Origin of the sequence: Corynebacterium sp. USCH3 (genome assembly GCF_037619475.1) — a bacterium.
Classification (GTDB): domain Bacteria; phylum Actinomycetota; class Actinomycetes; order Mycobacteriales; family Mycobacteriaceae; genus Corynebacterium.
Genome location: NZ_JAQPZT010000001.1, coordinates 131,294 through 156,029, shown reverse-complemented (window position 1 = coordinate 156,029; position 24,736 = coordinate 131,294). Strand labels below are relative to the sequence as shown.

At 68.0% G+C, this 24,736-nt stretch carries 16 protein-coding genes and 1 tRNA gene; 6 read left to right on the top strand and 11 right to left on the bottom strand.

Going from position 1 to position 24,736, the window contains the following annotated elements:
* Positions 1-50: 50 nt before the first annotated feature.
* From thrB to argS, 5 genes are all read right to left on the bottom strand, one after another.
* Positions 51-1,013, bottom strand: coding sequence for a homoserine kinase (gene thrB, locus PQI66_RS00750; protein WP_339995250.1), 963 nt, complete (start codon positions 1,011-1,013; stop codon positions 51-53).
* On the bottom strand, positions 1,010-2,092 hold the full coding sequence (thrC, locus tag PQI66_RS00745; RefSeq protein WP_339995249.1) for a threonine synthase: 1,083 nt from the start codon (positions 2,090-2,092) through the stop codon (positions 1,010-1,012). The genes thrB and thrC overlap by 4 nt, the downstream gene beginning before the upstream one ends.
* Entirely contained in the window at positions 2,092-3,417 is a 1,326-nt protein-coding gene (locus PQI66_RS00740; protein ID WP_339995248.1) for a homoserine dehydrogenase, read from the bottom strand. The genes thrC and PQI66_RS00740 overlap by 1 nt, the downstream gene beginning before the upstream one ends.
* Before the next feature lie 67 nt (positions 3,418-3,484).
* On the bottom strand, positions 3,485-4,888 hold the full coding sequence (gene lysA / locus PQI66_RS00735) for a diaminopimelate decarboxylase (protein WP_339995247.1): 1,404 nt from the start codon (positions 4,886-4,888) through the stop codon (positions 3,485-3,487).
* Positions 4,889-4,896: 8 nt separating this feature from the next.
* A complete protein-coding gene (argS, locus tag PQI66_RS00730; protein ID WP_339995245.1) occupies positions 4,897-6,573 on the bottom strand; it encodes an arginine--tRNA ligase in 1,677 nt (558 codons plus the stop codon).
* Positions 6,574-6,673: 100 nt separating this feature from the next.
* Between argS and PQI66_RS00725 the strand changes: the two genes are divergently transcribed.
* A tRNA-Arg gene (locus tag PQI66_RS00725) sits at positions 6,674-6,746 on the top strand.
* Between the two features lie 48 nt (positions 6,747-6,794).
* Here PQI66_RS00725 and PQI66_RS00720 read toward each other — a convergent pair.
* Genes PQI66_RS00720 through PQI66_RS00705 form a run of 4 tightly spaced genes read right to left on the bottom strand, consistent with a single transcriptional unit; the run spans position 6,795 to position 15,185 of the window.
* Complete coding sequence (locus PQI66_RS00720; RefSeq protein WP_339995244.1) at positions 6,795-9,548, bottom strand: AAA family ATPase; 2,754 nt, start codon at positions 9,546-9,548, stop codon at positions 6,795-6,797.
* A 10-nt stretch (positions 9,549-9,558) separates the two neighbouring features.
* Positions 9,559-10,884, bottom strand: a complete 1,326-nt coding sequence (locus PQI66_RS00715) for a metallophosphoesterase family protein (RefSeq protein WP_339995243.1) — start codon at positions 10,882-10,884, stop codon at positions 9,559-9,561.
* Positions 10,877-11,989 carry an SWIM zinc finger family protein gene (locus PQI66_RS00710; protein WP_339995241.1) on the bottom strand — a complete coding sequence of 371 codons (1,113 nt, stop codon included), beginning with the start codon at positions 11,987-11,989 and terminating at the stop codon, positions 10,877-10,879. The genes PQI66_RS00715 and PQI66_RS00710 overlap by 8 nt, the downstream gene beginning before the upstream one ends.
* A complete protein-coding gene (locus PQI66_RS00705; protein WP_339995240.1) occupies positions 11,979-15,185 on the bottom strand; it encodes a DEAD/DEAH box helicase in 3,207 nt (1,068 codons plus the stop codon). Before PQI66_RS00705 ends, PQI66_RS00710 begins: the two co-directional genes overlap by 11 nt.
* 239 nt (positions 15,186-15,424) lie before the next feature.
* Here PQI66_RS00705 and putP point away from each other — a divergent pair, with 239 nt between their 5' ends.
* Complete coding sequence (putP, locus tag PQI66_RS00700) at positions 15,425-17,053, top strand: sodium/proline symporter PutP (protein ID WP_339995238.1); 1,629 nt, start codon at positions 15,425-15,427, stop codon at positions 17,051-17,053.
* Between the two features lie 61 nt (positions 17,054-17,114).
* The gene (locus PQI66_RS00695; RefSeq protein WP_339995236.1) at positions 17,115-17,828 is read left to right on the top strand and encodes an HNH endonuclease family protein; all 714 of its coding nucleotides are present in this window, start codon (positions 17,115-17,117) and stop codon (positions 17,826-17,828) included.
* A gap of 3 nt (positions 17,829-17,831) precedes the next feature.
* Here the strand turns inward: PQI66_RS00695 and PQI66_RS00690 are convergent, their stop codons facing one another.
* On the bottom strand, positions 17,832-20,000 hold the full coding sequence (locus PQI66_RS00690; RefSeq protein ID WP_339995234.1) for a DEAD/DEAH box helicase: 2,169 nt from the start codon (positions 19,998-20,000) through the stop codon (positions 17,832-17,834).
* A gap of 90 nt (positions 20,001-20,090) precedes the next feature.
* On the opposite strand from PQI66_RS00690, the gene PQI66_RS00685 reads away from it, so the two are divergent.
* From PQI66_RS00685 to PQI66_RS00675, 3 genes are all read left to right on the top strand, one after another.
* Positions 20,091-21,527 carry an amino acid permease gene (locus tag PQI66_RS00685; RefSeq protein ID WP_339995233.1) on the top strand — a complete coding sequence of 479 codons (1,437 nt, stop codon included), beginning with the start codon at positions 20,091-20,093 and terminating at the stop codon, positions 21,525-21,527.
* 132 nt (positions 21,528-21,659) lie between these two features.
* Positions 21,660-23,129 (top strand): glyceraldehyde-3-phosphate dehydrogenase, encoded by a 1,470-nt coding sequence (locus tag PQI66_RS00680; protein ID WP_339995232.1) that lies wholly within the window; start codon positions 21,660-21,662, stop codon positions 23,127-23,129.
* Positions 23,130-23,215: 86 nt separating this feature from the next.
* Positions 23,216-23,830, top strand: coding sequence for a hypothetical protein (locus PQI66_RS00675; RefSeq protein ID WP_339995230.1), 615 nt, complete (start codon positions 23,216-23,218; stop codon positions 23,828-23,830).
* A 2-nt stretch (positions 23,831-23,832) separates the two neighbouring features.
* Here the strand turns inward: PQI66_RS00675 and PQI66_RS00670 are convergent, their stop codons facing one another.
* On the bottom strand, positions 23,833-24,633 hold the full coding sequence (locus tag PQI66_RS00670; RefSeq protein WP_339995228.1) for a hypothetical protein: 801 nt from the start codon (positions 24,631-24,633) through the stop codon (positions 23,833-23,835).
* Positions 24,634-24,736: the final 103 nt, after the last annotated feature.

Sequence of the window (24,736 nt, the reverse complement as noted above, 5' to 3'; positions counted from 1 at the left end):
AGGCGTCGACGGGGGGTGGTGGAGCCCGGAGGTGGCCCGGCCCGGAGGGGTCAGCCGACCTCGACGGATGCCCGGCGTCCCACACCGGTCTCCAGCACCGCGATGCCCCTGCCCCTCGCCTCGTCCAGCAGAGCCGTGTCCACCGGCGACGTCGAAAGCACCATCACCGTCGGACCGGCGCCGGAGAGGAACGCCGGGAAGCCGAGGTTCCGGAGGCGGTTGACCCACTCGGTGGTGATCGGCAGCACCTCCGCGCGGTAGGGCTGGTGCAACCGGTCCCGTGTCGCCTCCCACAGCAGCTCGGGGTACGAGCTCAGCGCCAGGGGAAGCAGCGCGGCACGTGACACGTTGAACCGGGCGTCCAGGTGGGAGACGTCACTGGGCAGCACCCTGCGCACCGCCTCTGTCGAGGCGTGGAAATCGGGGATCAGGGCGGTCGCCGAGACGTCCGGGTGCACCGGCACGGCGACCGCGTGGTACTCCGGCGCGCTGCGGCCGTCGACCGGGATGTTCGTCCAGGACACCACACCCCCGCCCAGCACGCACGCCGCGGCGTTGTCCGGGTGGCCCTCGAACGCCGAGGACAACTGGATCAGGGTGTCGTCGTCCAGCGCCCCGGTCGGATGGTCGCCTCCGGCCAACGCGCTGGCTGCGGCGACCCCGGCCACGGCGGCCGCAGCCGAGGAACCGAGTCCACGGGAGTGCGGGATGCGGTTGTGGCACACGACCCGCAGGCCGCCGACGCTGACGCCAGCCTCGTGCAGCCCCGCACGCAGCGCCCGGACCACGAGATGTCGCTCGTCGAGGGGGACCTCGCCCTCGCCTTCGCCGTGCACGGTGATGTCCAGGCCGGCGTCCGTGGACTCCACCTCGACCGTGTCATACAGTCCGACAGCCAACCCGAGGGTGTCGAAACCGGGGCCGAGGTTCGCCGTGGACGCCGGGACGGTGACGGTCACCCGGCGTCCGGCGTCCACCGTCCGGTGCACCGCGTCCGTCGGTCCCGGCGTCATGCGAGGTCCAGAGCCTCGGCGACCGCGTTGGTGTCCACGTCGATCGGCGTCGGCTCGGGCATCTCGCTGAGTGCGGTGGTCGGGTCCTTCAGGCCGTGACCAGTCACCGTGCAGACGATGCGCTGGCCCTTCGCGACGGACCCCTCGGCGTGTGCCGCGAGCAGCCCGGCCACCGACGATGCCGATGCCGGTTCGACGAAGACACCCTCGCGGGCCGCGATGAGGCGGTAGGCCTCGAGGATCTTCTCGTCGGTGGCGGCGCGGAAGGATCCGCCGGACTCCTCCTTGGCCGCGACAGCCTGGTGCCAGGATGCGGGGTTGCCGATCCGGATGGCCGTGGCCACGGTCTCGGGCTCGAGTACCGGCTCACCGCTGACCAGCGGCGCGGCACCGGCTGCCTGGACGCCCAGCATCACCGGACGCTTCGTGGAGATGCCTGCCTCGGCGTACTCCGAGTAACCCTTCCAGTAGGCCGTGATGTTGCCGGCGTTTCCGACCGGGAGGGCGTGGATGTCGGGGGCGTCGCCGAGGGCGTCGACGATCTCGAAGGCGGCGGTCTTCTGCCCTTCGATGCGCATCGGGTTGACCGAGTTGACCAACGCGATCTCCGGGAAGTCGGTGGTGGTCTTGCGCACGAGCTCGAGGCAGTCGTCGAAGTTGCCGCGCACCTGGATGATCCGCGCGCCGTGCATCACGGCCTGGGAGAGCTTGCCCTGGGCGATCTTGCCCTCGGGGATCAGCACGGCGGAGGCGATACCCGCACGGGCGGCGTAGGCGGCGGCCGAGGCGGAGGTGTTGCCGGTGGAGGCGCACATCAGCACCTTCTTGCCTGAGTGGACGGCGTCGGTGACGGCCACGGTCATACCGCGGTCCTTGAACGAACCGGTGGGGTTGGCACCCTCGACCTTCAGCCAGACGTCACAGCCGGTGAGCTCCGAGATGTAGTTCGCCCTGATCAGCGGGGTCCCACCCTCGTTGAGGGTGACCGGCTCCCAGTCCGCGGCGAAGGGCATCCAGTCGCGGTACTCGTTGATCAGGCCGGTCCAGTGGTGGAGCACCGGGGTGCGCTTGTCGGTCATCAGTTGCCTTCCATTCGGATCACGCTGTTGACGGCCTTCACGGCGTCAAGGTTCTTGAGGTTGTCCACGGTCAACTCGAGATCACTCTCGGCGGCGTGGTGGGTGATGACGACCAGTCGCGCGCCGGCGTCGCCCGCGTCCTCCTGACGGACCGTCTTGAGCGACACACCCTGCACGGAGAACGTGGAGGCGACTTCCGCGAGCACGCCCGGGCGGTCGTCGACGACCATGTCGACGTGGTACCGGGTGCGCACGGACCCGAAGTCGCCGACCGGCAGGTTGGCGTAGGTCGACATGCCCGGTGCACGGCCCCCGTGCACGATGTTGCGGGCCGCGGCGACGACGTCACCCAGGACCGCCGACGCGGTCGGGGCTCCACCGGCACCGTTGCCGTAGAACATCAGTCGACCGGCGTACTCGGCGACGACGAAGATGGCGTTGAAGGACTCGCTGACGCTGGACAGCGGGTGGTCCAACGGGATCAGCGCCGGGTAGACGCGGGCGGAGACGGACTCCTGCCCCTCGTCGTCGACAAGGCGTTCACAGATGGCCAGTAGCTTGATGGTGCACCCGGCGGCCTTGGCGGCCTCGATGTCGGCGACGTTGATCGACCGGATGCCCTCGACATGGACGTCGTCGCTGCCGACCGGCGAGTGGAAGGCCAGGTTGGCCAGGATGGCGGCCTTCGACGCGGCGTCGTAGCCGTCGACGTCCGCCGACGGGTCGGCCTCGGCGTACCCCAGGGCGGTGGCCTCGGCGAGCATCTCGTCGTAGGACGCGCCCCGCTTGTACATCGCGTCGAGGATGAAGTTGGTGGTGCCGTTGACGATGCCCATGACCTGGTTGACCTTGTCCCCCGCCAGCGACCGGCGCAGGGGCCCGACCACGGGGATCGCCGCAGCGACGGCCGCCTCGAAGAACAGGTCGGCCCCGGAGGAGTCCGCGGCCTCGGACAGCTCGCTGGCGTGGGCGGCGACGAGTGCCTTGTTGGCGGTCACCACGGACTTGCCGGCACGCAGGGCGGACAGCACCACGGTACGCGGGTAGTCGATACCTCCGATCACCTCGATGACCAGGTCGATGTCATCGCGGTTGACCAGGCCGAATGCGTCATCGGTGAGTAACTCCGCCGGCACGCCCGGACGGGGCTTGGACAGGTCGGACACGGCGATACCGCGGACCTCGATGGGGCCTCCGGTACGGGCGGTGAAGTCCTCCGCGTTCTCCTGGAGGATCCGCAGGACCTCGGTGCCCACGGTACCCATACCCAGCAGCGCTACGCCGACGGTGGGCGCGGCAGCATTGTTGTCAGCCTGATCAGCCATTACTCTCCCGAAGTTGTCTCGTGTGGGGGTTATACGTGTGAAGGTTCGTTTTCCTGATGATAAACCATCAGAAATTCTCCAGCGCGAGGACGTCCTCTACCGTCTCCCGACGGATCATCACCCGCGACGCCCCGTCCGCCGCGACCACGACCGGCGGGCGGGTCATCATGTTGTAGCGCGAGGACATCATGTAGCAGTAGGCGCCGGTCGCCGGAACGGCGAGCAGGTCACCGGGGGCGATGTCATCGGGCATCAGTGCGTCGTTGACCAGGATGTCGCCGGACTCGCAGTGGCTGCCGACGACCCGGGTGGAGACCAGGTCGCCGGTCGCCAGCCGGTTCGCCAGGCGGCAGTCGTACTCGGCCTGGTAGAGCGCCGGGCGGATGTTGTCGCTCATCCCCCCGTCGACGGAGATGTAGCGCCGCACCGTGTCATCGGAGGTGTGCACGTCCTTGACGGTGCCGACGCGGTAGAGCGTCACCGCGGACGGCCCGACCACCGCCCGCCCCGGTTCGACGTTGACCACCGGGGGGTTGACCCCGTAGGACGCCGCCTTCGCCGCGACGCGGGACAACAGGTCGCCGGCGACGGCTTCGACGTCGAGTGCCTCCTGGTCCGGCGTGTAGGCGATGCCGTATCCGCCGCCGAGGTCGAGAACGTCCAGGGCGCTGACGTCCGCGCCCGCGGTCTTCTCTCCACTGACCAACCGGGCCCACAACCCGAGGAGCCGGTCCGCGGCCAGTGCGAAACCGTCGGCGTCGAAGACCTGGGAGCCGACATGGCAGTGCAGGCCACGTAGTCGCAGGCCGTCGGTGGTGAGACAGGACAGGCACGCGCTCTCCGCCGAACCCGAGGCCAGGGAGAAACCGAACTTCTGGTCCTCGTGGCTGGTGGCGATGAACTCGTGGGTGTCGGCGTGGACGCCCGGCTTCACCCGCACCAGGACATCCTGGTGCCGCCCGAGTGAGCGGGCGACCTCGGCGACGCGGTCGATCTCGGCAAGCGAGTCGATGACGATGAGTTCCACGCCCGCCTCGACCGCCGCGGTGATGAACCCGTGGTTCTTGTTGTTGCCGTGCACCGTGATGCGCTCCGGCGGGAAGCCGGCGGCCAGGGCCACGGCGAGTTCACCGTGGCTGGCGACGTCGAGGGCGAGTCCCTCCTCGTCGATCCAACGGCAGACTGTCCGCGACAGGAACGCCTTCGAGGCGTAGTGGACACGTTCGCCGCCGCCGAAGGCCCCCGCCAGTCGGCGGCAACGGGCCCGGAAGTCGGCCTCGTCCATGACGAACTGTGCCGTACCGTACTGTTCCGCCAGGTCGGTGACACGGTTTCCGGCGATGACCAGCTCCCCGTCCTCGGCACGCCCTGCAGACGACGGGAAGACATGGGCCGGAATTTTGTTGAAGTCCTCCAGGGTCTCCGTACGCTTACGCAACGGGACCTGGGGCAGGTGGACGGTAGGATCCATGGTCGGCGTCACATCCTCTCTGGTGCGGACACGCCGAGCAGGCCCAGGGCGTTGGCGAGGACACGGCGCGTAGCGACCGCCAGCGCCAGGCGCGCCAGGAACACCGGGGCGGTGTCCTCACCGGAGGGCTCGTCGGACTTGGGGAGAATCTGGCAGGAGTCGTAGAAGCGGTGGAAGGTGCCCGCCAGCTGCTCGGCGTAGCGGGCGATGCGGTGGGGTTCGCGCAGTTCCGCGGCCGTGGCGACGACCCCGGGGAACTCGCCCAGGGTACGGATGAGGTCGCCCTCCCGGTCATGGTCGAGCAGCGAGAAGTCCAGGGCCGACAGGTCGTCGGGCAGACTGACACCGCTGTCGGTCGCCTTGCGCTGCAGCGAGCAGAGCCGGGCGTGACCGTACTGGACGTAGAAGACCGGGTTGTCGCTGGTCTCGCTGGCCCACAGGCCCATGTCGATGTCCAGGGAGGAGTCCACCGACGTACGGATCAGCGCGTAGCGGGCCGCGTCCACGCCGATGGCCTCGACAAGGTCGTCCAGGGTGATCACGGTGCCGGCACGCTTCGACATCCGCACGGCCTTGCCGTCCTGCACCAGGTTGACCATCTGCCCGATGAGCACCTCGACCTGGTCCGAGTCGTAGCCGAGCGCCGAGGCCGCGGCCTTGAGGCGGGCGATGTAGCCGTGGTGGTCCGCGCCGAGCATGTAGATGCACAGGTTGTGTCCACGGCCGATCTTGTCGGCGATGTAGGCGATGTCCCCGGCGATGTAGGCGGCGTTGCCGTCGGACTTGATGACGACCCGGTCCTTGTCGTCGCCGAACTCGGAGGAACGCAGCCACCATGCACCGTCGGCCTCGTAGAGGTTGCCGTTCTCCTTCAGCGTGGCGATGGCCTTGTCCACCGCACCCGAGTCGAAGAGGGCGTTCTCGTGGAAGTAGACGTCGAACTCGGTGCCGAACTCGGCCAGGGTGCGCTTGATGTGCTCGAACATGAGCTCCACACCCTGCGAGCGGAAGATCTCCTGGATGGTCGCGTCGTCGTTGTCCGCCCAGTCCGGTGTCGCCTCCATGACCTGGCCGGCGATGTCGGCGATGTACTCGCCGCCGTAGCCGTCCTCGGGGGCCGGCTCGTTCTTCGCCGAGGCGACGAGGGACCGGGCGAACCGGTCGATCTGGGTGCCGTGGTCGTTGAAGTAGTACTCGCGGGTCACCGCGGCACCCCGTGCCGTGAGAATCCGGCCCAGTGAGTCGCCGACGGCCGCCCACCGGGTACCACCGAGGTGGATGGGGCCGGTGGGGTTGGCGGAGACGAACTCCAGGTTGATGCGCTGACCGACGTAGTCGTCGCCGGTGCCGTAGGAGTCCCCGGCGGTGATGATGTCAGCGACGAGTTTGCCCTGCGCATCGGGGGCGAGCCGGATGTTGATGAACCCCGGGCCGGCGACGGTCGCCTCATCGATGCCGTCGACCTGTGCCAGAGCATCCGCCAGCCAGGTGCCGAGATCGCGCGGGTTCGTCCCGGCTTTCTTCGCGGTCTGTAGCGCGATGTTGGTCGCGTAGTCGCCGTGCTCCGGGTTCCGGGGGCGCTCGACGGTGGCCTCGGCGGGCAGGACGGCGGGGTCGAGATCATGCTCCGTCAGAACGGTGCGGGTGGTCTCGGTGATGATGGAGGCGAGTTCAGCTGGAGTCACAACCCACGAGAGTAACAACTGGGGGTGAACTGTCCACGAATCGCGTCCCGTGCGGGGGTTTTGCGGAGCCGTGGACCCACGGTGCTATAGTAACCGCATTGCCTCCGTAGCTCAGGGGATAGAGCACTGGTTTCCGGTACCAGCGGTCGGACGTTCGAATCGTCTCGGGGGCACGCTCTGCGGCCCTGCCACCATCATCGATGGTGGCAGGGCCGCTTTTTCTACTGCCGCAGTTCAGCCATCGACGTCACTGTCGCCCCGGGGACGCTGTCGAAACGTGCCGGGTCACAGGTGAGGACGATGACCTGGTTGGTGGTCGCCAGCTGGGACAGCACGACGTTCATCCGGTGGATCCGGGAGGTGTCGGAGAATCCGAGGGCGTCGTCGATGACCACCGGAACCCCTTCCCCACGGCCCACGATGTCGGCGACGGCGAGCCTGGAGAGGATGGCGAGCTGTTCGCGGGCTCCGCCGGACAACTGTGCGGCGTCGAGTGCCGTGGCGTCCAGGATCCGGCGGGAGATCCGCAGGTCCTCGTCGAACTCGACGCTGACGGCCCGTCCGTACAGGGTCCTGGCCAGGCTCTCCACCGAGGACCGGTAGGGGGCCTCGTAGCGACGACGGGCGTCGTCGCGTGCCGCCTGGACGGCGAGGTAGAGCGCGTCGGCGGCCCGGGCCTGCCGGCCGACCCGCTCCGCGGTTCTCTCCGCCCGTTTCAGACGGGCCGCCACGGACTCCAGCCGCTCGGCGACTCCGCTGTGTTCCCCCAGCGCACCGTTGGCCCGGGACATCTCATGGCCGATCCGGTCCGCACGCTCGCGTAGACGCTCGACCCTGGCGTCGGCCCCGGCGGCCAGGCCCTCCAACACCGCCAGGTCGATCGCGGGGGTGTCGGGGTCACCGGCCAGTTCCGACAACGCGTCAGTGGCCTTGTCCAGGTCGTGACGGGCGTCGGCGACAGCGTCACGTAGGTGCGCGTCGCCGTAGTCGTCACGGGCCTTCCCGAGCGCCGTGGTCAGTGCGGTGACCTTGTCCTCGGTGCGCTTCCTCTCCTCGACTCTGCCGCTCAGCACGGCGACGGCCCCGGTTCTGGCGAGACGGTCGAGGTCCTCCCTGATCCTGTCGATGTCCGCCTCGCAGGCATCGACCCGGGCCAGGAGGTCCTCCCGGCGGGCAGACTCCTCGTCCGGCAGATCGACCTCTCCCTCCGGGTCCTCCCGGTCGAGGCTCTCCCGGGCCGACGAGACGTCCGCAAAGGCCACCCGCAGCTCCTCGTCCTTGTCCCCGATCTTCCGGTCGAGGTCGTCGAGGGTGAATCCGCCGGTGGCGTGGCTCAGGGCGATCCGGAGTTCGGCGAGGGACTCGTCGAGACCCCGCCGTTCCTCGGCCGCCCGGCCGAGTGCATCGAGGGTCCCGACGCCGGCCGCCGCCAGGGCCGACTGCAGCTGTGCGGCTGCCCGGTCGACGTCGTCGGCGGGGTCGCTTCCGCCGGCGGCCTCGTCGGAACTGCGTGCCGGGGTGATGGACACGGTGACGTCGCCGATACGGAGCTCGTGGCGCGCGGTGACCCGCAACACCTCGGGGGTGTCGTCCAGCCTGTGTTCGTCACCGTCGACATGGAAGACCCTCCCGGGGGCACCCGACACCTCGACCACTGTCGCCGACGCATCCCGGACTCCCCGGGCCCTGGTCAGCTCGGCCTCGGCCCGGTGGACCTCCGCCGCCACCTCTGCCGTGACGACATTGCGCGAGAGCTGGTCTCGGACGTCCTCGATCCGCCCGGCGACGCCGCCGGCTTCAGTGCGCTGCGCACGGAGGGCCTCGGCGTCCTTCTCCACGGTGGCCCGGCGGGCCACCGCATCGAGGTAGCGGGCGAACGCCGTCGTCGTGCGGGCGCGGCGTCTGGCAACCGCCAGGTCCTCGCGGAGACGTGCCTCCTGACGCTGTTCGTCCTCGGCGGCCTCCGTGGCCGCCGCCGCACCGGCGACCGCGGCATCCCTGGCGGCCACCGCCTCGGCGAGTTCCGCGACCCGGTCGTCGCGCACCTGGAGACGCTGCTCGGCGAGTTCCAGCTGCTGCCGTGCCCGGGTCACCGCCGCCCGGTAGGTGTCCAGCTGACGCTGCTGTTCCCGTCCCTGCTCGAGGTCGACTGCAGCCGCCTTCGCCTCCAGGCGGGCCTGGGGCTCCTGCTCGGCGACAGCCTTCTTCTCCGCGCGCAACCGCTCGAGGTCGGATATCAGGGACTGGGCCTGTCGGTAGGCCGACGACGCCGAGTCATGCTCGGTGAGTGCCGCCGCATGCTCGTCCCGGGCAGCCTTCAGTTCTTTCGACGGTTTTCCCCCGGGGGTGTAGTACCGGGCCCGCTCGGCACTGATCCGCGCGATGAGGGCCGCTGTGCCGTTGCCGTCACTGACACCGACGTCGGCGCCGGTGACGGTCCCTGCGGAACCGGTACCATCAGGGCCCTCCGGGCCGACTGGGTCGGCCGCTCCCCCCGTGAGCGCCCGTTCCAGGGGGCCGATACCTGCGGCGGCAAGCTGGTCGAGGCTCTCGCCCTGTTCCACGGTCAGTGCCTCGAGGAGGTCGGTGTCGACCTCCCGCCGCATGATCTCGGCGAAACGGTCCGACGCCTCCCGCCCGGTCAGGCTCTCCGTTCGGGGGTCCGTGACCTGCAGTTCGCAGCGTCCCGACCCCTTGTTGAACGCCTTGGTCAGCCGGAGCCGGATCTCACCGACCGTCAGTTCTGCGGAGATCGTGGTCGGCTCGTCGGCGCTGACGTCCTTGAGTGCCTTGACCTCACGCTTCCGGGAACTAGTCGGGGTGTCCTCCAGCAGCAGCCGTATGGCGCGCAGCAACGTCGACTTACCTACCTCGTTGGGGCCGTGCACCACCATCACCCCGCTGTCGGGGAAGTCCACGTGGGCGTGACGGACGCCTGCCACATGGGACAGGGTCAGGGACCTGAAGCGCAGCATGGTGTGTCTCCTACTTTCCCGTCGTCGCGCTGAGCCGGTACAGCAGGCGGAGCGCGTCTCGTGCGGTGGTATCCGTGTACGGCACGTTGTCGACCCCGTCGCCCCGGTCGATCCCGTCTCCCCGGTCGAGCCGGGCGACCAGGTCGCGCGCGGCTACACCCACCACCCCGGGCCAGTCCGCGTCCGCCAGTTCCTCGTCGCCGGGGACCACGTGCAGGTCCATCAGTCGCCGCCTCGGGTACAACGCCGCGAACGCCGGGGCGATGCGGTCATGTTCCTCGTCCAGTGCCGCTGCGGTCGACAGATCCACCGAACCGGTCAACGCGTACTTCACCACCGTGGTCCGCTTGTCCGGGAGGCCCTCGAGCCGGGCGACCCACTCCGTCACGTCGTCCCGGTTGTTGATGTGCGCGGACAATGCGAGGAAACGCCACCGTCCCGTCCGGACTTCCTCCACCTGCACATCCGACGGTCCGACCGGGCCACCGACGGTGTCGCCGCCCGCCGGGCGGACATCCACGACAAGCGCGTAACCGGACCTGGACTCGCCTCCTCCGCCCTCCTCGAGGAAGTCGGTGACCTCGGGACTCCCGGAGTACCAGACGGTACCGTCGGGATGCAGCGACGTCACGGAGTGGGTGTCCCCCAGCGCCAGCATGTCGATGGTCCCGGCGCGACACGCCTCGGCGGCAGCGGCGACGTCGATGACGGCCGGGTCGTCGTCGGAGGTCCGCGACTCGGAGGCGCCGTGCCCGACGAGGATGCGCACACGTGCCCGGTCGATGTCACCGGTGTCCCCACCGGACTCGCCGGACAGCGCCGCAGCCACGGGGTCCGAACTCATGTACTTCGACAGTAACGGTGCACCGATGATCTGTGCGGACGGTGTCTCCTCCGGCAGGTCGGGCACGGTCCGCGGGCTGCTGTCGGTGAGGACCTGCACGGTCGGGGCGAGGTCGTCGAATTCCCTCGACCGGTAGACGCTCGCCGCGTCATAGGGGTCATGGTTACCGGGCAGCAGGAACACCGGCACGGGGCTACGCCGCAGGATGTCCACGGCACGACGCCAGGTGACCGGGTCGACCAGGTTGTCGTCGAACACGTCACCGGCGACGACAACGGCGGCGCAGTGACGGTCCTGCGCCACCGACAGGAGGCGCTCCACCGCCGCAAGCCGGGCCTCACGGTAGCGGGGGCCCGCCTCCGCGCCGAGGAACCACCGGTCCATACCCAGCTGCCAGTCCGAGGTGTGCAGGAAACGGAACACACCGGGTTCCGGTGTCGTGGGCAGTGTCTGCGCCGCCTGTGGTGCCTGGGGTGCCGATGATTCAGTCATGGTGACTACTCCTATCATCCGGTCCGGACAGCCACGGCTCGCGGTCGAACACCCGACCGGTGGTGGCTGTCCCCCTGCCACCGTCGTCGCCACCGTCGTCATCGTCGTCATCGTCGAGGACGGTCAGGGCTTCGATACAGCGGGTCAGGGTGTCCAGGACGCGCAGTTGGTCGGCGTTGTTCCAGCTGAACTTCCGCAGGGCGGTGTCGCGGGCGGTGGTGTCGCCGAGGTCAAGTCCGGACTCGACCTCCAGCGGTTCCCAGGACGGGACGTTCTCGGCGACTCCCCAGAACTCCGGCGGGGAGTAGGTGGCTTCCTGGTCGTCCCCGGTGTCCACCGGCGGCTCGCCTGGCACACCGGAGGATTCCTCGGGCCGGTCGACCGTCGCCAGCAACCTGTCGATGTCGATGCCCCGCCACGCGAGAAAGGTGTCAGGGCCGCCGGAGAACTCCGCCGCCAGTGCATAGGCGACACACACCCGGTGCTTGCAGAACGTGGCGTGGTCAGGGCAGGTGCAGTACGAGTCGAGGTAATGTTCGACGCCGAACAGCACCGTCGCCACCGATGACGGCGGTCGGCGCCCGGCCAGCAGGTTCCGCACACTGTCCGGGTTGTCGCCGCACTCCCCGACGATGAAGTCCACCTGTCGACGGGTCAACGGTCGCCAGCGGATCTGCACCTCGAACGGTTCCAGCTGGGTGCCACTGACCAGGGCGTTGACCTGCCCCAGTTCGTACTCCATCCGAACGACGTTGCCTCCGCGGAAGTAGGTTCGCCCCCGTGACAGCCGGGCGGAGTCCGCCAGGGTCGTCGCCGTACGCATGACCTGTCCCGCTGCCCAGTTCTCCGAGGACGATCCCGCCTCGTCCGCGCCCCGGGAAGAGAGCCGGGCGCCCGACGCAGAGTCGGCTGCGGTGTCAGCCTCGGCACGGGCTCCCGGCAGGTTACGTGTGCCGGGCTGCGCGGCCGGTGTCTTCCGTGTCCCCGGAGGGTTCCGCCGTCCCCGTGTGAAATCCGCGGAGACCACGTTGTCACCCCACTCGGGCTGCGGTATGCCCAGCCTGGTCCGCTCACTTCCCCGGCTGCGGCGCCTGTCATCGGCCATGGCTGTTCCCCTGGTCTCCTGATGGTGTCCGTGTTCTGTCGCCGGTGTTGCGTGTCACCGGTATCGCCCGGTCGAGTCCCGCGGTCTCCCGCGCCACCGAGGACCGGTTGAGCTGCCACAACTCGGCAAGGTCCTGGTCGTCCAGGCTGGCGATCCACCCCTCACCGGAGGTGACGATGTCGCCGGCGAGCTCGCGTTTCGAACTGAGGATGTCACTGATCCGTTCGTCCAGCGTACCGGTGGTGACGAGTTTGTGGACGGTGACGTCCCGGCCCTGGCCGATCCGGTAGGCGCGGTCGGTGGCCTGGTCCTCGACGGCCGGATTCCACCACCGGTCGATGTGCACGACCACGCTGGCGCGGGTCAGGGTGATGCCCGTCCCCCCGGCCCTCGTCGACAGGATCATGACCCGGGCGCCGCTGTCCGACTGGAAGTCGTCGACCATCGCTGAGCGGGCCGTCCGGCTCAGTCCGCCGTGGAGGACGGGGACCCCGCCCTCGAGCGCCCCGAACTGCCGCCGCAGTTCGGGGACGAGCATCTCGCCGAAGGACGGGAACTGGGTGAAGACGAGGACCTTACGGTCCCGGTCCAGGGCGTCCTCGATGATCTCGAACAGCCGTTCCACCTTCTTCGACCGGTGCCGCCCGTTCTTCATCAGCCCGGAACCGTCGCCCGAGAAGTGTGCGGGGTGGTTGCAGATCTGCTTGATCCGCACCAGGGCTCCCAGGATGATCCCGCTACGTCCCTTACCCTCCGCCTCGGCGATACGACGCTCCAGGCTGTCGGTGTATGCCTCGTACAGCGCCGCCTGTTCCTCGGTCAGCGGAACCGGTTCGATGATCTCGCGTTTCTCCGGCAGGTTCAGCCCCACGGCCTCATCGTCCTTCACCCTGCGGAGGATGAACGGTTCGACGAGACGGCGGAGCCGGTCCATCGTCTCCATGTCCTGGTACCGCTCAATGGGCACCGCCAACCTGTTCTGGAACGCCGCAGCGCTGCCGAGGATCCCCGGATTGCAGAAGTCGAGTATCGAGTGGAGCTCGGCCAGGCGGTTCTCCACCGGTGTTCCGGTCAGCGCGAGTCGGTGTCCGGCCCGCACCGCGCGGACGGCGCGGCTCTGGGCGGTACCCGGGTTCTTGATGTTCTGTGCCTCGTCAGCGACGACGCGGCCCCAGTCGACGCCGGCGTACCGGTCGGGGTTGCGGCCCACGGTCCCGTAGGTGGTCACCACGACGTCCGCAGACTGCGCCGCCCGCGCGAAGTCTTCGTCGGCCACCTTCCTGCCGCCATGGTCGACAAGAACAGTCAATGAGGGCACGTGCCTGGCGACCTCGCTGCGCCAGGTGTCCAGGACCGTCGTCGGGGCCACGACAAGTGTCGGCCCGTCGACGTCACCCACCTCGCGTTCCCACGCCAGCAGGGCGAGGACCTGCAGGGTCTTGCCGAGACCCATGTCATCGGCGAGGATCGCCCCGATCCGGTGACGGTACATCCACACCAGCCAGTTCAGGCCGCGACGCTGGTGGTCACGCAACGGGGTCACCACTGTCTCCGGCACCTCGACGATCTCCGGTGGTGCGAGGGCAGGGCGCTGATCCTCGCGCCCGGGGAAGAACGACCGGACCATCCGTGCAAGCCATCCGTCCGCGTCCACGGTGATGTCACCGGCTCCTGCGTCCGGTCGTCCGTCCGCGGTGGCCGCCATCTCGGCGTCGACGAGATCGGCGAGCGTGATCTGTCCGGCACCGTCGACGCCGTCGACCGGGCCGGACGTGGCATGGCGCAAGGTGGCGAAGTAGCTCCGTGCCACGCTGAGGGAGTGGGGGTCCAGCCGAACGTAGCGGCCGTGGATCTCCACCAGCGACGACGCCGTGGTCATCAGTTCAGACATCGCCGCGGCGCTGAGCTTCTCCCCGTCGACCGAGACCGACCAGTCGAAGGACAGAACCTGTTCCAGCCCCATCGTGCCGGACCCCGGACCCTGCCCGACCGGGGTGACCTTCACCCGCACATCAGGACGCACCACCGACCAGGCACGCGGGACCAGGACCTCCGTCCCCCCGGCGGAAAGGGCCTTGACCCCGTCGACCAGCAGGTGCTCCACCTGATCGGTCGTCAGGCTGAGGAAGACCACCCGGTCCTTCTCCGGTCGCCCGGTCAGCGACGCCGCCGGGGGGAACCACACGTTGGTGCGCAACCACGCCTCCGCCGCCGACGAGAACTCGCTGAGCTCCGGCCACGCCCGGTAGGCGTGGTCCAGCCCCTCCCGCAACGACTGGCGCAGTGATCCGGTGGCCTCTGCCGCGGACACCGGTTCCGCCGGGCCGTCGTCCACCGACATCCTGATCTCCACGCGCCACCGAGGCTCGCTGTCGGACGACGGGCGCGATTCCTTCTCGCCCGACGGTTCAGCTGCCCTGCCCGCCGACACCGTGCCTGCGAGTGAATCCGGCTCCTCCAGCGACAGCACCATTCTAGTGGACGCCTCCCTCGCCGAGGCGCGCCAGGTGTTGAGTGATTCCGCAGCCACCGGGTTCGCACGCGCGTCCGCGCCACCGGTGAACAGGGCGGAGACGAAGTGGTTCTCCGGCGGCCCCCCGATGACCTCCACCCGGTCCTGCAGCAACCGGACACACATCCAGTGCACGAGCTCGTCGGCGGCGCGGTGCACCACATCCGGGCCACCGTTGAGGGTGAGCACTGCCGGCGCGGTCGCCTGGAACTCCCGGAGGACCCGGTTGTGGCTTCCGCTGGTCGACAGACACCATGTGGGGAACCACTGGCCGTCGGTGAACTGCATCTTCATCATCACCCGTCCGGCGTGGACCGCGTCGAGGGCGAGTTCATAGAGCCGGATGACCCAGAGGGACTCCGGACTCAACCCGGCCGGAGCCTGTGGCTCCCCCGCCGTCCGCAGGTAGTGCGACAGGTACCCCAGGACGGCCAAGGCCTGATCGGGGCTGTACGCCTGCGTCGGCAGATCCAGCGTGAGCAGCCGGCCCTTCGGCGTCGCCACCCGGATCCCCTCGCGACGGCGCAGCGGTCGCGACAGCAGGAGGCTGCGCAACGGTTCCTCGAGGTCACCGTCGACGAGGCCGGACGCGTCGACGACGGCGGTATGCCCGTCAACGCGCTCCGCCCAGAGGTGGAGGCCACGGCCCGTCAGCCACAGCAGATGTACCCGGTGCTCAGTCACTCCCCTTGTGTACCACGTGGGACGGACACGGAAGATTCACCGGCCCGGTCCGGCCGGGAAGTCCGACGACACCAGGGAAAAACTGGCAGAATCCTGCTAAGAGCATTCGGTTTCCGTAGGCACTCGGCTGGATATCGTGGGCGCGACATGGAAACCTTATGTGACGCTGTCTCCGTTCCGGGGACAGCAGCCGTTAATTCTGAACGATCGACTGCTACCACCTACTGAGGAGGCCCACGGTGAGTGAACAAACCTGGTTCATTATCGCCATGGTGATCTATCTGGCTGTGATGCTCGGCATCGGCATCTGGAGTTTCACCAAGACAGACAAGTACGAGGACTACATGGTCGGCGGCCGCGGCCTCCACCCGTTCGTCGCCGCGTTGTCCGCCGGCGCGTCGGACATGTCCGGTTGGCTGCTCATGGGTCTGCCCGGCGCCCTGTTCATGTCCGGGTTCTCGGAGATCTGGATGGCCGTCGGCCTCCTGGTCGGCTGCTGGTTGAACTGGAAGCTGGTCGCACCCCGGCTGCGCAGTTACACGGAGGTCTCCAACAACTCCATCACGGTTCCGTCGTTCTTCGAGAACCGCCTGCGCGACCACAGCCACACCCTGCGCGTGGTCGCGGGCATCATCATCCTGGTGTTCTTCACCTTCTACGTCTCCTCCGGCATGGTTGCCGGCGGCCGTTACTTCCAGTCCAGCTTCGACGGTGACTACCTCACCGGCCTGCTGATCATCGGTGCCGTCACCGTGGTCTACACCTTCGTCGGTGGCTTCCTCGCGGTGTCCTACACCGACGTGGTGCAGGGCTCGATGATGTTCCTGGCGCTGATCCTGGTGCCGGTGTTCGCCATCATCTCGTTGGACAACCCCGGCGACATCTTCACCTTCCAGCTCGACAACGACTACGGCGATGTCGCGAACATCGTCGGCGCGAACTCGAACTTCTACAACCTGTTCCAGTTCAATGACACCACGGCCTGGGCTGCGTTCATCATCATCATCTCCAACCTCGCGTGGGGACTGGGCTACTTCGGCCAGCCGCACATCGTCGTGCGTTTCATGGCCATGCGTAAGCCCGCCGACGCCGTCGCCGGTCGCCGCTACGGCGTGACCTGGATGTTCCTGTGCCTGGTCGGCGCGGTCTTCATCGCCATGACTGCTCCGGCGTTCTTCGCCGAAAACGGTCAGGCCTTCTTCTCCGACACGGCGAACTACGAGACGAACTTCCTCGACATGGCGAAGGTCCTCTTCCACCCGCTGGTCGCCGGACTGATCCTCACCGCCGTGCTGGCGGCGATCATGTCCACGGTCTCCTCCCAGCTGTTGGTGGTCGCCTCCGCACTGGTGGAGGACATCTACGCGGGCATGATCAACAAGAACGCCTCGGACACCCTGCTGAAGAACCTGTCGCGGGTGATGGTTGTCCTCGTCGCCGTCATCGCCGCACTGATCGCACTGGATCCGGACTCCGCGATCCTGGGACTCGTCGAGTTCGCGTGGGCCGGCTTCGGCTCGGCCTTCGGTCCGGTCATCGTGGCCTCGCTCTACTGGAAGCGGCTCAACGCCCAGGGCGCGGCAGCCGGCATGATCGCCGGCGCACTCGTTGCCTTCATCTGGGGCGGACTGCCGCAGTTCGGTGTCATGGACAAGCCGTTCGGCCTGTACGAGATGATCCCGGGCGTGGCACTCAACGTCATCCTCATGGTCGTCGTCACCCTCGCCACCAAGGCACCGAGCAAGGAGATCACCGACGAGTTCAATGAAGCCGTCCGCTTCTCCCAGCTCACCGTCGCTGACGGCGACGCTGACCTGGACGCCGTCCGGCAGAAGGTCGACACTGAGTCGGCTCAGGGCAAGATCTAGCCGCCCCTGCTGAACCCGCCGGAGGGGAACCTCCGTACCGGCCGGGAGAGTCTCTCTATCCATGAGACTCTCCCGGCCGGTGTCGTCTGTCCCGGCAACCGTCGTGCTCACCGTCCTGTGTCTGCTTCCCGTGTGCGGCCTGCTTCTGTCGACGGCGCGCACCGGGCCTACTCCCCCGGCCGCCGCCGACCGCAATGCTGTCTCCTCGGCCTTGCGGACCCTGGAGACGGTCCCGCGGCGTACCCACGTCCTCGGGTACTCCCGTGACCATTTCGGGGGGTGGTCCCGGCAATGGTGGACGGACGACGATGAGAATGCCACAGACTCCACAGGAGCCCAGTGCAGTACGCGGCACATCGTCCTGCTCGACTCGTTCGACAGGCGGTCGCCGACAACCGGGGCGACCTGTCCGTCCGCACGCGGGCGTATCACCGACGTCTACACGGGCGAGATGATCAGCCCGGACGACGTCGAGATCGACCACGTCGTCCCGCTGTCCGCGGCATGGGACCACGGGGCGTGGGACTGGCCGCGACGGGAGCGCGTCGCTTTCGCCAACGACCGCGAGCTGAATCTCCTGGCGGTGGCCGGACCTGTCAACCAGGACAAGAGCGACGGCTCGTTGGGGGAATGGCTCCCGCCGACGGCGAAAGCCGGCTCCCTGTCGGAAGCCGGCTGTGCCTATGCGGCGAGGTATCTCGCCGTGTCCGTCCGCTACACCCTCACCGTCAGTGCCGGGGACGCCGCCACGGCGGAACGGGTGTGTGGACTGTGACGGTCAGTCCCTGCGGGACCCCCGGTTGCCACGGTAGCTGCCGCGTCCACCCCGGTCGCCACGGTCCCGGTCGCTGCGGTCACGGTCGAAGCGACCGCCGCGGTCACCACGGTCGTTCCGGCCGCGCCCACCACGGTCGTTGCGGTCGCCCCTGTCGCCACGGTCGTTACGGTCGCCACGCGGACGTCCTCCACCGCGGTTGCCGCGGTCTCCACCACGGTCGCCGTCCTGACGGTGCCGCGCCGGACGTCCCGACGGAGCGCCGGGGTCGGGCTCGATGTTGATCAGCTTGCCGGAGATCCGGGTCTGATCGAGAGACTCGAAGACCTCCTTCGGCAGATCCGACGGCAGTTCAACGAGGGAGTGCTCGGAGAAGATGCTGATCCGACCGAAGTCACGGGAGTTCATGTTGCCCTCGTTGGCCAGAGCGCCGACGATGGCGCCGGGGCGCACACGCTGGCGGTGACCGACACCGATGCGGTAGACAGACAGCGACTTGCCGTTGCGGTCGGTGACCGTGGGCGCCTGCTTGCTGAAGCGCTCGTTGAAGGGCCGGTGCACGCCCGACTGCCCGTCACCGTCGCGTCGGTCCGGCCGGTCGTTGCGGTCGCGACGCTCACGCCGCGGCGGCTCCTGGATCTCCTCCATGTAGAAGGGTTCCTTGCCCTGGAGCTTCGCGGCCAGGGCCGCGGCGATCTCCGTGGGCTCGACGCCATTCTCGGTGGCGTACTCGGCGATCAGGTCGCGGAAGGTCGCGACCTGCTTGCCCTCGAGCGACTCGGTGATCGACGCGTGGAACTTCTTCTTGCGCGCCTCGTTCACCTGGTCGACGCCCGGCAGCTCGATCTCGTTGAGCTTGGACTTCGTGGCCCGCTCGATGTTCTTGAGCAGACGGCCCTCACGCGGGGTAACGAAGAGGATCGCCCGGCCGTGGCGCCCGGCACGGCCGGTACGGCCGATGCGGTGCACGTAGGACTCCGTGTCGCGCGGGATGTCGTAGTTGAAGACGTGGGTGATGCGCTCCACGTCGAGACCACGGGCGGCGACGTCGGTGGCCACGAGGATGTCGAGGCGACCGTCCTTGAGCTGGTCGACGGTGCGCTCACGCTGGTTCTGCGGGATGTCACCGTTGATGGCGGCGGCGTCGAACCCGCGCTCACGCAGCTTCTCGGCGACCTCCTCGGTGTCGTTCTTCGTGCGGACGAAGAGGATCATCGCGTCGAAGTCGGTGACCTCGAGGATGCTGGTCAGCGCGTTGAGCTTGTTGCGGTAGGTGACGTACAGGTAGTCCTGCTCAATGTTCTCCGCGGTACGCTGCGTGGACTTCACCGTGATCTCGGCGGCGTCGTTCAGGTACTGCTTGGAGAGACGGCGGATCGCCGACGGCATGGTGGCCGAGAACAGGGCGACCTGGCGGTCGTCGGGGGTGTCGGAGAGGATGCGCTCGACATCCTCCTGGAAGCCCATGTTGAGCATCTCGTCGGCCTCGTCGAGAACGAGGAAACGCAGGCTGGACAGGTCCAGACTGCCCTTGGCCAGGTGGTCGATCACTCGACCGGGGGTGCCGACGACGACCTGGGCACCACGGCGCAGACCGGACAGCTGGGCACCGTAGGGTGCGCCACCGTAGATCGGCAGGACGCTGACGCCGCCGAGCTGCTTGGCGAAGGTCTCGAAGGAGTCGGCGACCTGCAGGGCCAGCTCTCGCGTGGGGGCGAGAACCAGGACCTGCGGGGTGCGCTGGTTGGGGTCGAGGCGCGACAGCGCGGGCAGGGCGAAGGCAGCGGTCTTACCGGTACCGGTCTGCGCCAGACCCACGACGTCCCGACCCTCCATGAGGGTGGGGATGGTCGACGCCTGGATGGGCGACGGGGTGGTGAAACCCACGCCGGCGACGGCGTCGAGGATCTTCTGCGGGAGGCCGAGCGATGCGAAGCCGTCGGCCTCGTCCGCTCCGGCGGTGCCGGCCTCGTCGTTCTCTGTTCGGATGTTCTTCTCGGTGACGTCCCCGTCCACAGTGCTCTCGGGAATCTCTGCGCCCACTTCGTCACCGAGGTCCAGCGACCCCGTGACCGGGGAGGCGGCATCCTCGTGCAGATTCTCCTGAGGTACTGACGACTGGGATGTTTCCGGCATATTTTCGTCGCCGGTCACGTTCTCAGTTTCAGACATTGACTTCACAGTACGTTGTCGGCGACGCAAAAGCGATTCGACAGCCCTGCCCTGTGATATAGGACTCGTCGATGGTTAGTATGTGAGTCCGTGAGTGACACCAGCGCCCCCGCACGGCAACCACGACAGCTCCGCCGTACCCTGACCCACCGGCACATCCACTTCATCGCCCTGGGTTCCGCGATCGGCACCGGCCTGTTCTACGGCTCGTCCGGTGCCATCGGAGCCGCCGGTCCCGGTGTCGTCTTCGTCTACCTGCTCGGCGGCGCGGTCGTCTACTTCATGCTCCGGGCCCTCGGCGAGATGGCCGTCGCCGATCCCGCCCCCGGGTCGTTCGCCGAGTACTGCCGGCGTTATCTCGGTGGATGGGCCGGCTACATCACGGGGTGGATGTACGCCTTCGAGATGATCATCGTCTGTCTGGCCGACCTGACCGCCGTCACCGTGTACATGACATTCTGGTTCCCCGAGACCCCGGGGTGGGTGTGGGTGGCCGTCGCGTTGCTCATCGTCGGCGCGGCGAACCTCGCCAGCGCGCGGTGGTACGGCGAGCTGGAGTTCTGGTTCACCTCGATCAAGGTCACGGCCGTCGTCGCGATGATCCTCGGCGGCGCGGCGATCCTCGTGTTCAACGTCGACACCGGCGGGTCCGCAGGTTTCGACAACCTCTGGAACGACGGGGGCCTCTTCCCGAACGGCGTCTCCGGCGTGTTCAGCGCGCTCATCCTCGTCCTGTTCGCCTTCGGCGGCACGGAGATCATCGGTGTCACCGCCGGTGAGGCGGCCGACCACGAGAAGACCATCCCCAAGGCGGTCAACACCGTCCCAATGCGCATCCTGCTGTTCTACATCCTGGCGATCCTCGTCATCGTCGCGGTCATCCCGTGGCGGGAGATCACCGGGGACGAGTCGCCGTTCGTCCAGATCTTCAGCGGCCTGGGCATCGGCTGGGCTGCGGCGGCACTCAATGTCGTCGTCATCTCCGCGGCGCTGTCCGCCGTCAACTCCGACCTCTACGGCGCCGGTCGGGTCGTCTTCGGCATGGCACGCCAGGGGCTGTCGCCGCGCATCTTCGCCCGGCTCAACCACCGCGGTGTTCCGGTGACGACAGTCGGCGTCATGCTCGTCGTCCTGCTCATCGGCGTGGCCCTCCAGCTGGCCAGCGACACCGCCGCCGACATGTTCCAGAACATCGCCGCACTCGCGACGTTCGCCACCGTGTTCGTGTGGCTGATGATCCTGCTCGCCCACCTCGGCAGCCGGTACCGCTCACGGCAGGGGGAGCAGGATGCCACGGCGCCGCGTGCCTTCCCGGTCCCACTGTGGCCTGCCGGACAGTACTTCGCCATCGCCGTCATCCTCGTCACGTTCGGGACGATGGTGTGGATGGACCAGTACCACTCCGCCCTGTGGGCCGGTGTCATCTTCCTGGTGGTGATGAGCGCCCTGTACCCCCTCGCCCGCCGCCGCGCCGCGATAATTCGGGACTCCACCTCAGCCCGGGGGGATGAAACGGGGGCCGACTAGGCACCTGACGCCCCGTTAACCTACGTTTGTAGTGAACTTTTACCCCCTTACCGGGGAACCCCGACCACATCCGGTCCCGTTCACGCACGTTCAACCCCGTTCCGCCCATGACCCCAAGGAGCTCGCCCGCCCATGAGTGCACAGGCCCCCGATACCCAGAGTGACTGGAACTCCCGCATCCTGCTCGCCGAACAGATTCTCCCCCTCCTTTCCCGCCTGCACCGGGAACACAATGTCGTCACCTCCGTTTTCGGACGGCTGCTGATCAACGTCACCAGCGTCGACGTCATCAAGTCGCACAGGTACGCACGCCTGGTCACCGACCGTGAACTGCCGTTGAGTTCCACCCTGCCCATCCTGCAGGAGCTCGTCGACATGAACCTGGGCACCGCATCGATCGACCTCGGTCGACTGGCGACAGGCTACGAATCCGACGGGGCGTCGGCCGGGAGCCTGCGCACCTACCTTGAACGCGAACTCGCCGAGGTCGTCGGCGGTCACTCCGAGAAGAAGCCGACAGACGTCGTGCTCTACGGCTTCGGGCGAATCGGGCGCCTGCTCGCGCGCATCCTCATCGCGCGCGAAGCCGCCTACGGAGGCGTGCGCCTCCGCGCCATCGTGGTCCGCCGCAACGGAGACGACGACCTGGAGAAGCGGGCCAGCCTCCTGCGCAGGGACTCGGTGCACGGTGCCTTCGACGGAACGATCACCGTCGACCACGACAAGGAAATCATCTGGGCCAACGGCACGCCCGTCCAGGTGATCTACTCCAACGACCCCACCCAGGTCGACTACGGCGCCTACGGCATCAGCGACGCGGTGCTGGTCGACAACACCGGCCGCTGGCGCGACCGTGAGGGACTGTCCCAGCACCTCGCGACCAACGGGATCAGGAAGGTCCTGCTCACCGCCCCGGGCAAGGGTGACGTCCGCAACCTGGTCTACGGCATCAACCACGCCGACATCACCGACGACGCGTCCGACGACGTCCTGTCCGCCGCCTCCTGCACCACCAACGCCATCACCCCGGTACTCAAGGTGCTCAACGACCGGTTCGGCATCAACCACGGGCACGTCGAGACCGTCCACTCGTTCACCAACGACCAGAACCTCATCGACAACTTCCACAAGGGTGACCGCCGGGGCCGCGCCGCGGGACTGAACATGGTCATCACGGAGACCGGCGCGGCGAAAGCGGTCGCCAAGGCGCTCCCCGAGCTGACGGGCAAGCTGACGGGCAACGCCATCCGCGTCCCTACCCCGGACGTGTCCATGGCGGTCCTGAACCTCACCCTGGACACCGCGACCACCCGCGACGAGGTCAACGACTACCTCCACAAGGTCGCCCTGCACTCCAACCTCCGCCAGCAGATCGACTACATCAAGTCACCCGAAGTGGTCTCCACCGATTTCGTCGGCTCGACCCATGCTGGCATCGTGGACGGGCTCGCCACCATCGCCGAGGGAACCAACCTCGTCGTCTACGTCTGGTACGACAACGAGTACGGGTACTCCAACCAGGTCATCCGGATCGTCGAGGAGATCGCCGGCGCGCGGCCGCGCGTTTTCCCCCGCCGGGTGTCCCCGGCAGAACTCTCCTGACGCCCCCTGCCATCATCGAACGCCTGTTCGATGATGGCGGGTCTTCGCGGTCCCGGGGTCCGTGGTGGCACCTACAGTCTCCAGGCATGGACACCTCCACCACATCCCCGCTCTCCCTGCGCACCCTCATGCGCCGCCCGCTCAGCGCGCTGCGCCCCTCCCCCTCCGTACATCAGGCGGCGGAACGGTGCGCCAGCGTACTGCACCATCCCCGTAGCAGGATCCGGGTGACCCCGGGCTGGCAGGCGCCGTCACTCTCACTGACCCTGCCGGCTGGCGCGGTCACGGTCTACGTCTCCCGGCACCGCGTCTCACCGGCGATGTGGCGCAGACTGACCGGCAGTGGACAGAACGAACAGCCACCGATGTCTCAGCAGCACCTCGTCACCCTCACCGCCCTCGCCGCACCGTCCGAGATCACCGGACCGGTGCGGAACATGACCGCCGACGTGCATTCCCTGTTCCGCGGCATTCTCCTGCACCCGGACGCCACCGCCATCGGCGCCGAACCCGCTGGCCCCGGTCGCCGACTCGGCCCCGGGGTCCCCTGGTACACCCAGGACACCTGCGGAGCACCGTCGTCATCCGGGCGACGCCTGGAATGGACCTGGCACGCACTGACCGAGGACTCTCCCGCGCGCACCCGCCCGGGACCGACCGGCGTCCGCAACCACAACGGCGATCACGGCAACGCGGCCTGACCTCAGCCGACCACACCCGTCTCGTCAGTGCCGTCAGTGCCGTCAGCGCCATCAGTGTCGTCGATGTCGTCGGAGTCCTCTTCCTCCCAGAGCGTCTCCAGGGGAACCAGCAGCGACTCCCACTGCTCCGCCTGCGACTGCGCGAGTGCGAGGACATCGAAGAGGCGGTCGAAGTCGCTGTACTCTCCGAGGTCGAGAACCTCCTCCGACATCTCGGCGACGTTGGAGACCAGGCCGCGGAACATCGCCTGACGCTCCATCTCGGAGTACTCCTCGGCGAGGGTCCCGTCGTCCCAGACATCGGCGATCGCCTGGTCCATGAGGTCCTCGAAGCCCTCCCCCAGAGAAATGAACTCCACGTGTGCGGTGGGCTCCACGGACTCACCGTCGAGAGTGACCACCAGTTCGGAGCTCTCCCCGATCTCGGCGGACACCCGCAATGCGTCACTCGCGTCCTGTTCAAACTGCAGATCGACGATCCGGGAATCCGCACCGTCGATGAGGTCCCGGATCAACCCGACCACCTGGTCGGTGGCGACGTGGCGGGCAACCGTCGCCACCGCCTCCTCCACCGAGAAGACAACCCCCACCAGCGCCGCCTCAAACTCCTCGTCGTCTTCGGAGACGTCGGCCATCGCGAGGAAGACGTTGGCGGCGGACAGGCCAGCGGGGACGCCCTCCCGGATCTCCACGAACTGGATCTCAAGGTCGGTGGACACCGGGACGAACAGCGTGCCGTCATTGACCCTGGACTCGATCCCCTCCGAATCCAGGGACTCTGCAACTTCCTCGTAGAACCCCATGGCGGGTGCCTCCTCGGTACCTTATCCACACACTGCGCAGCGCACGGACGTCACTGATGTCGCGGCTGCCGGAACCCCACCATGCTAGCCCAGTTTCCGGGTC